General features: G+C 36.6%; 10 protein-coding genes. 4 read left to right on the top strand and 6 right to left on the bottom strand.

Annotated features, from left to right (window positions below; translation table 11 throughout):
• Positions 1–2,946, top strand: coding sequence for a Tn3 family transposase (locus MKY60_RS11475; protein ID WP_340929942.1), 2,946 nt, complete (start codon positions 1–3; stop codon positions 2,944–2,946).
• Between the two features lie 167 nt (positions 2,947–3,113).
• Here MKY60_RS11475 and MKY60_RS11470 read toward each other — a convergent pair whose 3' ends face one another.
• The 3 genes from MKY60_RS11470 to MKY60_RS11460 are packed head-to-tail and all read right to left on the bottom strand — an operon-like array spanning position 3,114 to position 6,776.
• Positions 3,114–4,241 carry a Ger(x)C family spore germination protein gene (locus tag MKY60_RS11470; RefSeq protein ID WP_340879869.1) on the bottom strand — a complete coding sequence of 376 codons (1,128 nt, stop codon included), beginning with the start codon at positions 4,239–4,241 and terminating at the stop codon, positions 3,114–3,116.
• Complete coding sequence (locus MKY60_RS11465; RefSeq protein ID WP_340879868.1) at positions 4,238–5,695, bottom strand: spore germination protein; 1,458 nt, start codon at positions 5,693–5,695, stop codon at positions 4,238–4,240. The genes MKY60_RS11470 and MKY60_RS11465 overlap by 4 nt, the downstream gene beginning before the upstream one ends.
• Complete coding sequence (locus MKY60_RS11460) at positions 5,688–6,776, bottom strand: endospore germination permease (protein ID WP_340879867.1); 1,089 nt, start codon at positions 6,774–6,776, stop codon at positions 5,688–5,690. Before MKY60_RS11460 ends, MKY60_RS11465 begins: the two co-directional genes overlap by 8 nt.
• A 475-nt stretch (positions 6,777–7,251) precedes the next feature.
• Here MKY60_RS11460 and MKY60_RS11455 point away from each other — a divergent pair.
• Both MKY60_RS11455 and MKY60_RS11450 read left to right on the top strand, forming a co-directional pair.
• Positions 7,252–8,585 (top strand): IS3 family transposase gene (locus tag MKY60_RS11455; RefSeq protein WP_340928296.1). Its coding sequence is split into 2 segments (ribosomal slippage): positions 7,252–7,639 and positions 7,639–8,585, totalling 1,335 coding nucleotides; the frame shifts between segments, so codons are not numbered across the junction.
• 259 nt (positions 8,586–8,844) lie between these two features.
• A complete protein-coding gene (locus MKY60_RS11450) occupies positions 8,845–10,047 on the top strand; it encodes an IS110 family transposase (RefSeq protein WP_340879856.1) in 1,203 nt (400 codons plus the stop codon).
• Positions 10,048–10,333: 286 nt separating this feature from the next.
• On the opposite strand, the gene MKY60_RS11445 is transcribed toward MKY60_RS11450, so the two are convergent.
• Both MKY60_RS11445 and MKY60_RS11440 read right to left on the bottom strand, forming a co-directional pair.
• Positions 10,334–10,897, bottom strand: a complete 564-nt coding sequence (locus tag MKY60_RS11445) for a GNAT family N-acetyltransferase (RefSeq protein ID WP_340879866.1) — start codon at positions 10,895–10,897, stop codon at positions 10,334–10,336.
• 30 nt (positions 10,898–10,927) lie between these two features.
• Positions 10,928–12,298 (bottom strand): MFS transporter, encoded by a 1,371-nt coding sequence (locus tag MKY60_RS11440; protein ID WP_340879865.1) that lies wholly within the window; start codon positions 12,296–12,298, stop codon positions 10,928–10,930.
• A gap of 153 nt (positions 12,299–12,451) precedes the next feature.
• Here MKY60_RS11440 and MKY60_RS11435 point away from each other — a divergent pair, with 153 nt between their 5' ends.
• Complete coding sequence (locus MKY60_RS11435; protein WP_340929940.1) at positions 12,452–13,225, top strand: MerR family transcriptional regulator; 774 nt, start codon at positions 12,452–12,454, stop codon at positions 13,223–13,225.
• A gap of 186 nt (positions 13,226–13,411) precedes the next feature.
• Here MKY60_RS11435 and MKY60_RS11430 read toward each other — a convergent pair whose 3' ends face one another.
• On the bottom strand, positions 13,412–14,635 hold the full coding sequence (locus MKY60_RS11430) for an IS110 family transposase (protein WP_340879725.1): 1,224 nt from the start codon (positions 14,633–14,635) through the stop codon (positions 13,412–13,414).
• Between the last annotated feature and the right edge of the window lie 291 nt (positions 14,636–14,926).

Here is a 14,926-nt window from a genome sequence, read left to right as displayed (position 1 = left end):
ATGAGAGGGAAAGAACTATTAACCCTTGATCAGCGAAATATGTTTATGTCTATTCCTGATGATATGACTGAGCATGATATGGAAATGCACTATACTTTTACCACAGAAGATCTTGCATTTATTAATAAGCATCGAAGAGACCATAATCGCTTAGGGATTGCCTTACAACTTGCAGTTCTTCGGTATCCGGGTTGGACTTTATTTCAGATTAAAGACATTCCCAACCAAATACTCGATTATATTGCGAAACAAATTGATGTCTCCCCACAAGAATATACACAGTATGCAAAACGGGTAGCAACTCGAAATGAACACCTAGAGGAACTTCGACAGCATTATGGCTACCAAAATTTATCCTTTGGGATGTATCGAATAATTGCACAATATACTCTTCAACACGCTCTTGGGAACGGGAATACAGATTACTTGATTCGCTCAACAATTAAGGAATTGCGAAGACAAAAAGTAATTTTGCCAGCTATGACAACAATAGAAAGAATTGTATGGGAGGCTCGTCAACGGGCAGAAGAACGAATTTTTAAATCTATCAGCTCTACATTAAATGAATCTCAAAAACCAAAGTTAGATCACTTACTTGATGTAAGTTCCACCTATTCAAAGACACCCCTTGCTTGGTTACGAGAAGTTCCCGGTCAATCTTCTCCAGATGCCTTCTTAAAGGTTATAAAACGTCTTCAAGTCATACGAACTTTGCAACTTAATGTGGATATTAAAGAAATTCATCCAAATAGGGTCTTACAGTTAGCACGATTGGGTTCCAAATATGAACCCCGTTCATTCCGTAGATTTAAAGAGAATAAGAAATTTACACTTTTAATTTTACATCTCCTACAACTTAGCCAAAACCTTACTGATCATGCCTTTGAGATACATGATCGGCAAATCAGCTTATTGTTATCAAAGGGACGTAAAGCTCAAGAAGAGATTCAGAGGTTAAATGGTAAATCAGTTAATGAAAAGGCTATTCACTTTGCAGATTTGGGATCAGCATTGATTCAAGCAAAAGAACAAGGGAAGGACCCATTTGAAGCATTAGAAGCTATTATGCCTTGGGAGGACTTCGTAAACTCAATAGAAGAGGCGAAGCAATTGTCACGCCCAATGGATTACGATTACTTAGACTTACTAAAATTTCGCTTTAACTACTTACGTAAATATACCCCAACATTGTTAGAAGCCTTGGAATTCACTTCTACAAAATCAGGAGAGCCATTGCTTCAAGCTATTGAGACCATTAAAGAGATGAACAGAAATAATAAACGAAAGGTTCCAGAAGGTGCTCCTTTGGACTTTATCTCGAATCGCTGGCAAAAGCACGTTTATGATGATGACGGGAATATAAATCGCCAATACTATGAGATGTCTGTTCTTACCGAGTTAAGAAATCTTGTACGCTCAGGTAACGTTTCTATTAAAGGAAGTCGTCAGCATCAAGATTTTGATAATTATTTAGTGACAAAAGAAACATGGGAGCAAAACAAGCAGCTTAATGAACTTACCGCACCACCTTCTGTTGATGAATACTTAAAAGGAAAAATGGATGTATTACATAATCGGCTTGAATGGATTAAAGCGAATATCACAGAATTAGATGGGGTTAATTTTGAGGATGGACGGCTGCATGTCCATCGTTTGGAGAAAAACGTTCCAGAAAAAGCACGAGAATATAGTTTATCTCTATATCAACTGATACCTCGTGTGAAGCTGACAGATTTGCTTATGGAAGTAGCAAGTTGGACGGGATTCGACAAGCAGTTTCTTCATGCTTCTACACTGCATCCTCCAAAAGAAGAAGAAAAGCCAGCGATCATGGCAGCGATTATGGCTATGGGAACAAATATCGGTCTTACTAAGATGGCAGAAGCGACACAAGGAGTTTCATACCGGCAAATGTCCACAGCCTCACAGTGGCGTTTATATGAAGATGCCATGAATAAAGCACAAGCCATTATGGTGAATTTTCAGCATCAGTTAAGCTTGTCGTCGTACTGGGGAGATGGTACATCTTCTTCTTCAGATGGAATGCGTGTTCAAGTAGGAGTTTCATCCTTACACGCTGATGCAAATCCACATTATGGAACGGGAAAAGGAGCAACCATTTATCGCTTTGTTAGTGACCAATTTTCTAGCTTCTATACGAAAGTGATTAATACAAACGCAAGAGACGCTGTTCATGTTATAGATGGTTTATTGCATCATGAAACCGACTTGCATATTAAAGAACATTATACAGACACAGCCGGTTATACAGATCAAGTATTCGGACTAACTAATTTGTTAGGGTTTCGGTTTGCCCCAAGATTACGAGACCTTGCAGATTCAAAACTTTACTCATTTGAAAAGCCCGACCAATATCCAGAAATGGAGAAGTTGCTACGTGGAAGAATTAACACCAAGATCATTCAGGAAAATTATGATGATGTATTAAGGTTGGCACATTCCATTCGTAAAGGAACGGTATCTGCCTCTCTCATTATGGGGAAATTAGGTTCTTATTCTCGTCAAAATAGCCTTGCTACTACACTAAGAGAGATGGGACGTATTGATAAAACTTTGTTTATATTAGACTACATTTCTAGCGAAACATTACGTCGGAGAATCCAACGTGGATTAAATAAAGGTGAAGCCATGAATGCCTTGGCACGAGCTATTTTCTTTGGGAAACATGGGGAACTTAGAGAAAGAGCACTACAAGATCAGTTGCAGCGTGCCAGCGCCTTAAACCTCATTATTAATGCTATTAGTATTTGGAATACCGTGTATCTATCACAAGCAATTGAACATTTTAAAACTACAGGAAAATATCAAGAGAAATTGCTTCCACACATATCACCATTAGGATGGAAACACATAAACTTTCTAGGTGAATATTCATTTAAACCTGAGATTTCGACCTTTCATTCCCTACGTCCACTCAGAACATAAATAAAACCCTGATTTTTCTGCTTAGCGTAGAAAAATCAGGGTTTTACCTTCTGAAAAGTTCCTTATCGTATAATATCTGCGTTTTGTCGGCAGGACCCCAATTAGAAGTGGTTTTTTTAACTTTATTATATATTTTAAATACATTCGGTGTTTCTTAGCATCCATTTTTATTCATATGCCCCCTTGCTCTTCAAAATGAAGTTGACAGTAATTTTGCTTAAGGAATCTGCAGTTAATGGATAGTCTTTTAATTTTTCGGGTTTTATCCTATCATGAAAAAGTATATTTTTCAGATTATAGACATCTGCATCTTTATCAATACCTTTTAGATAGGTTGTTCTAATTTCTTTTTCTATCTGTTTTGATACTAACTCTTGAATTTCTTTTAGAGATAATTGGTCTTCCGAATCTATTAAAGTACCTTCAGCTTCAACATTTATATTAAAGTGAAAATCATTTCCTTTTCTAACCAAATCAATTTTTGCAGATGGTTTCATTATTCTTACTGTACCTTTTATTTCATCCCCTATGACAATATCAACCGGTGTGCTTTGAGTTTGAGTTTGTGTCCATCTGAGACCAGCAATCTCCTCATAAGATAACCACTCCTTATATGTTCCATGGCTAACTGGAAACGCACCATTTATTTGTAATACTTTTTTCGTTTCTGGTTCTTCAACCGATTGCTTCCAGTCTGTTTCATTAATAGTTAGAGAAGGTAGCAAGGCAGTTCCCCCTGGTTCTTTATAAACAGAGATAAACCTATGCATACGCATCGGTTCAATATATGAATACATTTTATACATATCGGTTGGTTTATACAAAATCGTATATAATGGAGGCAATTGAAAGAAACCTGTAGTACTAAGTATTTCTTCGATGGATTCCGTTGTTCCAAACATCCATGGAGTATAACGAAAATCACCGTGTTTTATTAAGGATTGTTCCACGTTCTCTATTCCTTTTTTTAAAACGGACTCTGAATAGATAATTGCTCCTACATGTGACCAGTTCACCTGTTGTTGTGTTGTTAGATATAAATTATAGACAGCATCATTTATATTTTTACCTGATGATTTACCGATGTATAAAGGAGCGGGTTGTGAGACTTTACTGACTTCTTGCTTAGCTACATTAGAAAAATCAAGCATTTGTACATAAATAATATAGTTTTCATCTTTATAGTCAATTCCTAATGTAGTAATATAATCTACTTCACCAATTTCTTTCTCATCCCAACATCCTGTTTGGAATAATAAGATGAAGCATATTATTAAAATTTTTGATTGTTTCAATTTTTTCCTTCCCCCTGTCTGTCCTTATCAATAGGGTTAAGTATTGATGCACGTTCATTCTGTTTTACTACAGGCCGCTTAAGAACTGATTTAAAGAAATCTCTTTTCACAAACGGAGATACTGGACTTAAATAAGGCAAGCCAAATGATTCGAGTTTAGCGAGATAACCAAGAACAGCATAAAGGCTTATGAAAAACCCAAACATTCCAAAGACTGATGAAAGAAGTATAGAAGAAAATCTCAAAATGGAAACAGTTCCATATAACGCCTGGTTCCCAAGGGTAAAAGTTGCAACTGCCGTAAGCGAAGAGATTACCAACATGGTTGGAGAAGTGATTCCAGCTTGAATTGCAGCATTACCCACGATCAGCCCACCAACAACCGCAACAGTTTGTCCAACTGCTTTAGGCAGTCGAACACCCGCTTCACGAAACAGTTCAAATAATATGAGCATTAATAGCATTTCAAAGGTTGCATTAAACGGGATACCTAGTCTAGATGAAGCTACTGAAGCTAGTAATGGAAATGGAATTTGATCTGCATTAAAAGATGATAAAGCCACCCAGAAAGATGGAAGAAAAAGAGCTATTATAAGTCCAAACAATCTAAGAATCAATTCAAAGGTTCCATAGTAATAAGGAGTATGTTCATCCTCAGCAGTTTTAAGTAATAATCCGAGATTAGCTGGACCTAAAAGCACATTCGGAGAATTATCCATAAAAATAGCAAATCTTCCTACAGCTAAACTACTGACAACACCATCAGGACGAGATGTTGCTTTTAACAAAGGAAAAAGTGAATAATTGTTGTCACCAAGAATCCCTAATAATTGATTGTCACCATTTAAGAAATCGATATCAATATTATTCAATCGCTCAGTAACTTCTTTAATCATTTTTTTATTTTGTATATCCACCAGATAGACTAGTTTTACTTGCGTTTGACTTCTTTCACCTATAACAAAGGTAGTCGTAACAAGGGAATTCGATTTAATTCGTTTCCGAACTAATGCAATGTTTGTACCTATGTCTTCGACAAATGCATCCCTCGGTCCTCGTACGGATACTTCTGAATTGGATTCTTCTGGAGAACGCTTTGGTGGATTGGATGTATTAAAGAAATAGATGGTTTCCGCTATTACAATTGCTGTAAATCCATTAAATACTTTTTCTAGCAGAGTTAAACCAACCTTCTCTTCCTTTTTAGACCAATGCATTTGCTTTGAAGAATTTAAGTATGCAATCCCTTTAAGACCATTGTTATAGTACTTATTTTGAATATCTGGGAGGATATTTTCTAATAAAACATTATTATCAATTAAACCATTGCAGTATATAACTAGCATAGCTTGCTTCTCTTTAGAACTAAATAGATATTGCTTCTCGATGGTTATATCCGACGAATTATTGAAGAGACTCGTTAAATATTCTTCATCTGTTTGTTCATTATTCAACCTGGGTACTCCTCCTGTTCTTGGAAAATTTAATTAATAATGCAATAAAGAGAGTAATAAACACCCCAATTACACTGGAGATAATATAATAATAACGACTTAAAAAGATTAAAAAATCCTCATTTGATATAGGAGCTATAATGACCAGTAGATAAATGATACAAATAAATACTTGTATATTAACGCGCTGCTTTTTCTTTTTAATGTCAAAGACTTCTGTAATTAAATACAAAATAATTGCTAAATGAATAAAATTACCAGATGTCCATTGATAAATCGATAGAAAATCTAGATGATTAAAATATGTTCCAATCCCCAAGATTCTCCATTGAAAAAAGGAGGGATATCTAAGTTTTGATGCTTCTTCTACACCAAATATTGCAATTGTGCCAAGCAGTGGTCCAACCGTCAATATGGCCAAAAATGTAATAAGAACAATAAAATGTTTGAATTTCAATTTTTGTGTAACTTGGTGCTGTAGAATTATTATTAAAAAAATTTCGATTATTGAACTAAAGACAATGAATGCACCATGAAATACCTCTTGCCATCCATTCTCCACAAGTACCGGGGTAACAAGATGGTAATTTTTATCAGGAATAGTGCCAATTGCTACAAATATGCCAAATATTAAAACCAATGGAAGTAAGACACCTGCACAAATGGCAATGACATTTAGTTTTTCATATGAAATGTAGAGGGAGCAAGCTAACAAAAACAGAGCTATAAAAATAGTAGGTGTATTGAACAAAAATGTTTCTTCAGTCCACATAACTGTTTCTTTTAAGGTAATCCAACCTGTTATTAGGAGGTAAACTACTATAAAAATAGCTATAATCCGACTTAGCGATTGAGAATACTTGGATGATAACCATTCAAATAGAGATACCGATTGGAAGTGCCTTGTTACGTAGAGCAATAACAGTGAAAAGACAAGGATAAATGCATAACCAATAATAACGCTGATCCATGCATCACGACCTGAAGCGTTAATTAATATAGGAGTAACGATTACATGATTGCTTAAACCAGTACCTAACAGGATGATAGTGAAGAGCTGTGAAATGGTGATCTTTGTCATTTGATATCCTCCAGTAGGGTAATATTATCATGCTACTACTATCGCCAAACTTTCTTTATTCTAAAAGTAAACTCTACGAAGTTATTGTGAAGCAGAGTTGGCTGAGAAGATCAATTTAGTGCATTAGCTGTGATGGAATTATTAAAAATAAATCAAAATCCATTGGATAGCCACCTAATATATGAGATGAATGGTACGGATTGGTGAATCTAACAATTTTGTAGTATTAAACTTAAAGCGAATGAGATTACATTAGATTAGAATGGAATGAATTCACAGACGATGTTTAGTTTATTGGAGGGGAGAATCAGGATTAACATACTTTCTAAAACTTCATACTCAACTAACGGGTGCTTCGTATTATAAGGTTAACCAGTTTTTAAACTGTACCCTATAAGATAGACACTTTAAAAAAGGTCATCTTATAGGGTATTTTTGTTTATAATGAAAAAAACAGTATTCGGAGCGATAAATTATGACTAAAAATTATTTAACACCTAACCAACAAAAAGAACTAAAAAAGAATCCATATGTAAAAGCTGTAAGCAATAAAGCGATTACGTACACAGATGAATTTAAACGATTATTTATTACTGAAAATGAATTTGGGAAGTTTCCGCGTGAAATTTTTGAAGATGCAGGATTTGATATCGAAATGATGGGGATGACACGCATTCATAAAGCGGCAGCTCGATGGAAAACAGCATACCAAAACCAAGGAATTACTGGGTTAGAAGATTCTCGGAAATATAGTTCTGGTCGCCCACTTGAACGAGAACTAAGTCTCGAGGAAAAGTATGCACGATTAGAAGCGAAGACTCGATTACTTGAGGCAGAGAACGAACTCCTAAAAAAGCTCGATTTACTCGAAAGGCAGATGGTGAAGAAGAAATAAAAATTGCGCCAGAATTAAAATTCGAACTCATTAACCAGATTATTAAAAAGTATGAGTTAAAGCGTATGGTAAGTTATCTTTGCGAGGTAATGGATGTATCTCGATCAGGTTTCTACAATTACTTTGATGAAAAATCCATTCAAAAACGTGCAATTAAAGGCGGTTCGGACGAGGTGGTGAAAAACATCATTTTAAAGGCGTATCATTTCCGAGGACGCAAAAAAGGAGCACGCCAAATTAAAATGACACTCCAAAACCAGTACCAGATTACATATAACTTAAAACGTATTCGCCGCATTATGAAGAAATTTGAGATTGTTTGTCCAATTCGAAAAGCGAATCCCTATCGCCGCATGGCGAAAGCAACAAAAGAACATCGCACATGCCCGAACGAATTGCAGCGCAACTTTAAACAAGGGTTGGCTGGAAAAGTGTTATTAACGGATATCACATATTTAAACTACAGAAGCGGAAAGCGTGCTTATTTATCCACGATTAAAGACGCAGAGACGAATGAAATTTTAGCGTATGAAGTCTCAGATAAAATTACATTAGACATCGCATTAGATACACTTCACCAATTAAGACGTCGTCATTCACATATTCGAAATGATGCCTTTATTCATTCGGATCAGGGATTTCATTACACAAATCCGACCTATCAAAAATTAGTGAAAAAGATGAATCTTGGACAGTCAATGTCACGCCGTGGAAACTGTTGGGACAATGCTCCACAAGAATCATTCTTTGGGCATTTTAAAGATGAAACAAATATAAAAGAATGCGAAACATTAGAAGAAGTAAAACAAGAAGTGAAGTGTTATATGATATATTACAATTATTATAGAGGCCAATGGAATTTAAAAAAGCTGCCGCCTGCAAAATACAGACAGCAGCTTCAACAAGTTGCCTAACCTTTTTCAAAATGTCCTTTACAAAGGGTACAGTTTATTTTACTGGTTGACCTTATTTTTATAGGATTTAATATATCAGTAGCCAGGGTAGGACGTACGGGTGCGTGGGACAATGATCCCGTGAACTAAACTGTCCACCCCCTACTTGTAGAAACATGTTTGAGGCTGGTTGGGACATAGATCTCGTATAACAAGCGAAGCTATGATACTACATGGAGGAATAGGGGTACTGGTGAGAGAAGTCAGAGGAGGAAGCTAAATGAACCCAGTAGTTGGTCTGGATGTGGCTAAAGGAGAGAGCCAAGTTCAGGCGTTTTTAGATAAATCGAAGCCGTTTGGAAAGAGTTATTCTATGAAGCATACAAAAGAGGAGTTAGACCGTTTTATAGGCTTTTTAAAGGAGATTGAAGGGATGACTGGGCAAATGCCTATGGTCATTTTAGAATCTACAGGTCATTATCATTCTCCTGTTATTCAATACTTGGAGGACCATGAAGTTTTATATATTTTGCTTAACCCGATCATTTCTTATCAGGCGAAGAGATCTAGTTTAAGAAAGGTAAAAACAGACGCGATTGATGCGTATCAGTTGTGTGTGCTTTATTACAAAGAAGATTTTGAACCTCATAAAAACAGAGGAATCCAATTATTAAACCTTAGAAATCTTTCCAGACAACAAGAGATTGTGACGAATATGTATGTAGAAGCGAAACTGCAGTTTCACACTATTTTAGATCAAGTGTTTCCTGAATACCGCAAGGTTTTTGGAGATCTTTATTCGAAGGTTTCTTTAATGATGTTAAAGAAATATCCTACTTCAGAAGATATACTAGCGGCTGGAGAAAGTAAGTTAGCGGAATGTGTGATGGAGTTTTGTCCAAGACGGTCTAGTCTATGGGCATTGGATAAGGCCAAAAAATTAATGGATTCCGCATCTCGAAATCCATTTCAAAAAGTCGTGTATCACAGTCATTTGATCAATCTTCAAATGTATATTGAAATGCTTTTTCAGTACCAAGAACATCTTTCCGAGTTGGAAATTCGTATAGTGACCTTGGCAAATGAATTAGAAGATTACGAGATTGTTCAATCAATTCCAGGGATCGGAGAAAAAATCGCTGCAACGATTATCTCCGAAGTTGGTGAAATCGATCGGTTTAGTCATCCGAAAAAACTGGTTGCCTTTGCGGGAGTGGATCCCAGTGTTCACTCATCAGGAAAGTTCACCGCCACAACCAATCGGATTACTAAACGAGGTTCGAGTAGATTGCGCCATGCTTTGTATCTTGCCGTATTGTGCGGTATCAGAAGCTCAAGAAACAAAAAGCTGAAAGAATTCTATGACAAGAAGAAATCAGAAGGAAAGCCTTCCAAAGTGGCAATAGTAGCCTGCATAAACAAACTGCTTCATTGGGTTTATGCTTTATTAAATAGAAAAGAATCTTTCCAGGATATAGCGTAATTACTGGTTACAAGTGATTAAGTAAAAACCTTCCATAAGGTTTTTGGAGGGCTATTTGTCATGCACAAAATAGTATAACATAAGATTAATAGTAATTTTAAAGAAAGATATTGACATCCTATTAGCTGGTTTACTTCAAGAAGGGTAAAGCACTTTTTCTTATTGAACTAAAGGGGCAGTTTAGTTTAATAAGAGAAGGAGATTTTTTATCTCGCATATGAACCGAACACATCATATAAAAATAAGAAATCCACTCATAATTGAAATGAGTGGATATAAAGATTGTCTAATGATTATTATGAATAGAAGGTAAGTCATTCGGATTTATTATCGCTAACATCTGATGATCTTCCCATGAGGCACTAATTTTAACATTCTTTTTAGCTATTCCTTCTTTATGGAAACCAACTTTTTCTAATACTCGAATGGAACCAACATTATCTGGCATCACTCCAGCTTCAATTCGGTGTAAGTTAAGAATTTCGAAAGCGTGATTAACAACCAAATTCGCTGCTTCAGTAGTGTAACCTTTTCCATTATGTTCCTGATCTAAGGAATAGCCTAAAAGGGCACTTTCACGAGGTCCACGGAAAACTTGAAATAAGCCGATGGTACCTATAAGAATATCACCATTTATTTTAAAAATGCCAAATCGATATTCTATATCTTTTTTTGTATTTTGTTCCCATTTTTTGATTAATTCTTTTTGAGTTTCTAAAGTCCAGTAATTTTCTGGATGAGTAATGGAGTATTTTTCAAAAAAAGCTCGATTTCTCATTTCTAAATTTAGTAATTCGGCAGCATCTGAGAGGGTGAGCGGACGTATATATACATGTGATATTTTGGACATCTAATCTTCCTTTCTGTATGTATTGGATTATTAAGATTTCTTAGACTTATAACTTAAAGAAAAAAAGGTCAAAGTTAGTACCCCTATTATTGTAAATGACATATATATATTGCTGAAAATTAAATTCTCCCCTATAAGGGAAAAAGGATTAAGTCGTAATGAGCCGTTTTCATTTTCAAGTAACTTCCCAAACAAGGCACTACTTAAAGCTCCTGCAAAAAAATTCAACAGATTGAAAAGACCCATGCCTACTCCATTTTGTTTCTCAGACAAATTCGAGCTAATTAAATCAGCGGTGCCGCTCTGAATAAACGGGAAACCAAGGTAGGCGATCAATAATCCTAGTGTGATCAGTGCCGTGTTTGAGCCGGCAAATGTCGAGATAAATAGAGCGCCACAGGAAATGAACAACAGTCCGTATCTAATGATGGACTGTCCTCCCCGAGTGGAGATTATTCTTCCAATCCTTTGTCCAATAAGCCCAGAGGCTATTGCGCCAGGGAAAAGAATGAATCCAATTTCCAGCATGGTCAACCCATAAAGTTCCCTTAACATAATAGGCAGCAAGAAAATCAATCCAAACACTATTAAGTTACCTAGAAAACTTGTCACCATCGTAACCGTGTACTTTCTCATCTTCAGTATACCTGGATCAATAAAGGGATATGAAATGGAGTTTATCCGCCAAATTAAAAGTATAAAAAAGAGGGTGAAAAATAGGAAGGCTAACCAACTGACGTTCGTGATCATGAATAATAGGCTGGTAACCAATACCCCCAATAGTGTAGCCCCGATAAAATCAATTTTTCCATTCTGCTTGGCTTCATGAGGAAACCATTTCCTAAAGAAGGGAATGGAGAAGGCACTGGCTACGGAAATGAGGAAAATATAGCGCCAATCCAGTATACTACCGATAGTACCGCCGACAATAGGACCAATTCCCGAAGAAAAAGCAATCGTCGAGGCCAGGTATCCAAACATTTTTCCTTTTTCATTTTGAAAAAATCGAATCGGGACGAGAAAAGAGAGGGGGGGCACCGAGGCGGCTCCCATTGCTTGAAGAACTCGTCCGACAATGAGCGTTTCGTAATTTGGAGATAAAAAGCCAACTAAAGATCCTAATGAAAACAAGCTTAATCCAATCGTATAGAGACTTCGAATTGGAAAGAAATCAGACAGTTTACCATAAATCAGTGTTCCTATAGCAAAAATTGTGGTGAAACTAGTAATGACCCAGCTGACTTGTGACGGAGTTAAATTGAATGAGTCTGATATATCTGGTATTGCGACATTGAACATGGTACCATTCATCACTGCAAAAGCGAGGATGGTACAAGTTAAGACTATTATTTTCTTGGACTGAGGAGTGGAAGCGAGTAAAGTGTTTTTTGGGAATTTCATTAAAAGTCTCCTTTTGTTTTACTTAGGAAAGTGTTGGTACAGCAACAGAACAAGAAAATTGTATTTATCCTTATATCCCCATCTTGTTTTCCTCCTCCTTTTACTGATAGTATAAAAGTAAAGTATCCACCTACGGGATACTCAAGGAGAAATATGAAAAAACAAAAATTATCTTCAGGCGAAATCGCACGAATATGTAACCTTAACAAAAAAACGTTATTTTACTATGATCAAATAAATTTACTGAAACCTGCAATCGTCGAGGCTAACGGCTATCGTTACTATACGCTTGACCAAATCGATCAATTAAGTAAAATCAAAGCTTTACAGAGTGTGGGGTTCTCTTTAGCAGAAATAAAACAGCAATTGTATGTGAATGATATTTCGGAAGGCATAGCAACTCTGAATCGACAAAAGCAGATAATTGAGGAAAAAGCCAACGAATTAGTAGCAGTAAAGAATACAATGGATCTAAAAATTCTGGAGTTAGAACATTATGATCAAATCGGTATCAATCAGGTCTATATTAAAGATTTTAATGAAGAATGGCTGTACGTCGACAATCCTTCTCCACAAGAAGAAATAATATCTAATTATCTATTTGATGGGTATCATTTTGGCATTATGTTGGGTATCAAAGACTATCCAGATGAGAAAATAGAAATCATGAAGTATAAACATATGGATAATGCCAAAAAGGCTAACTTCAAGAAAGAAAAAGGGCGATATGTAGGGATTTATTTTAATTCAGGAGAAGATCATATTATTGCTGATGCTCTAAAGGCAATGACACGAATACAGCAAAGTGGATATTCTATGGAGGGGCAGGCTTTTGTCAAAGACATAGCAAGTGACTTTGTTAATTTTGAACATGGGAATATTCCCTTTCAAATGACATTGAAATTGACTGATTGCAAAGTTAAATAAGCCAATACAATAGGATGTACTTGCTCAAACGGACGCGATTGGTGAAGAAGTAGGTCTCTGCTCTTATTAAGCTCCCATGAAAATTAAAATCTTCGATTTATAGAAAAAGGCAATACGAAATCGGACGCAGCTCAATAATTTTTTAAAAAGTGCAGCGCCTAAATGAGAATTAAATTATGGGTTGGACTAGGAGGCATTTGGTTCAGTGATTGTAACGTTGTAACCTAAGTTTTCAAGTCTTCGAACAGAATATCGTACAATCGATTGTTCTTTTTGTTTGTCAAAGTAATCTTCCCCTAAGTCTACGTACATTTCTTTGCGTGTTAGGAGATAATAGCAGATTCTTAAAATGGCATGAGCGACTGATATCCCTGCACGCTTTTTACCCTTTCTTGATGCAGTACGCCTATACAGGGCTCCCAAGTAGGTTTTGGATCCTCTAACAGAATGAGCCGCTTCAATTAATGCCGATTTCAAGTACTTGTTTCCTTTTTTCATGTTGGTTGATTTCCTCTTGCCCGCACTTTCATTATGTCCAGGTACTATTCCTGCCCAGGAACATAAGTGCGCTGAACTGGGAAATTGCTTCTCCACATCTGTACCGACTTCGGCTAAGATTTGTTCAGCCATTCGAGTGGCGATGCCAGGAATGGAATCCAATCGTTCTATATCTTCTTGATGGGATGATAACCTAGTAGCCACCTCTTCGTTTAATAGCTCAATCTGCTCAGTTAGAAATTCTATATGGACCAGAATGGTTTTCAACATGAGACGTTGATGTGGATTGATATACCCTCGAAGAGCTAGTTCTAGTTCACTCTTTTTCTTCTTCATTGATCGGCGGGCAAAGCTGGCTAATTTCTTAGGATCATTTTCGCCATCGGCGATAGCACGAAGCATATCAAGCGACGAAACACCCATGATGTCGGAGACAACGGAACCGAGTTTGATATTCGCTCCTTCTAAAACCTTTTGAATCCGATTATGTTGTCTCGCACGCTCTTCAATAATACTTCGACGGTAACGAACTAACTCTCGCAATTCCCGCTGATTTCGGTCTGGAATAAAACTTGCTTTAAGTAGACCATGACGAAGAAGTTTGGCAATCCATTCTGCATCCTTTACATCGGTCTTGCGACCTGGTACTGCTTTCATATGTTGAGCGTTCACTACTAAAAACTCAATGCTCTCGGCTTCAAGCAAGTTAACAATAGGCTTCCAAAATACACCTGTACTTTCCATTGCTACGTGAGTACAATCATGCTCCTTAATCCAGTCAATTAACTGTAATAGAAATACAGTTTTAGTGGAAAACGTTTGAATCTCCTTTCCTTTTGGGGTAATAATACAAGCAGTAATGGAATCCTTATGGACATCCATTCCACAAGCACGTTCAATGATTACTTCCATTGTAATCATCCTTTCTACGGCAAATAGTATTGGAGGCTGGTGCAATAACCAGAGTAGGATTAATCTCCCATGAGTGCTTCCCGTAAGGGAGCGACAGTCTGTGATGCACCGTGGTCGTTGGAGTCAGACTAACGGATGGGCTCTATGGCACCATAGTTCATCGACCTTCCTCTCCCAGCCGTAGTATCCTATACCCAGGTTTTCACATTTTCATTCTCTGTGGTGTAGCGCTGATTTTGCGCTACATGGATGGCTAACGGGTGCTTTACTTCAAGAAGGAGTAAAGCACTT

It is taken from the genome of Psychrobacillus sp. FSL K6-1415 (assembly GCF_038003185.1).
Taxonomy (GTDB): Bacteria; Bacillota; Bacilli; order Bacillales_A; family Planococcaceae; genus Psychrobacillus; species Psychrobacillus psychrodurans.
Note: the sequence above shows the minus strand (reverse complement) of the source record. Positions and strands in the feature narration are given on the sequence as shown.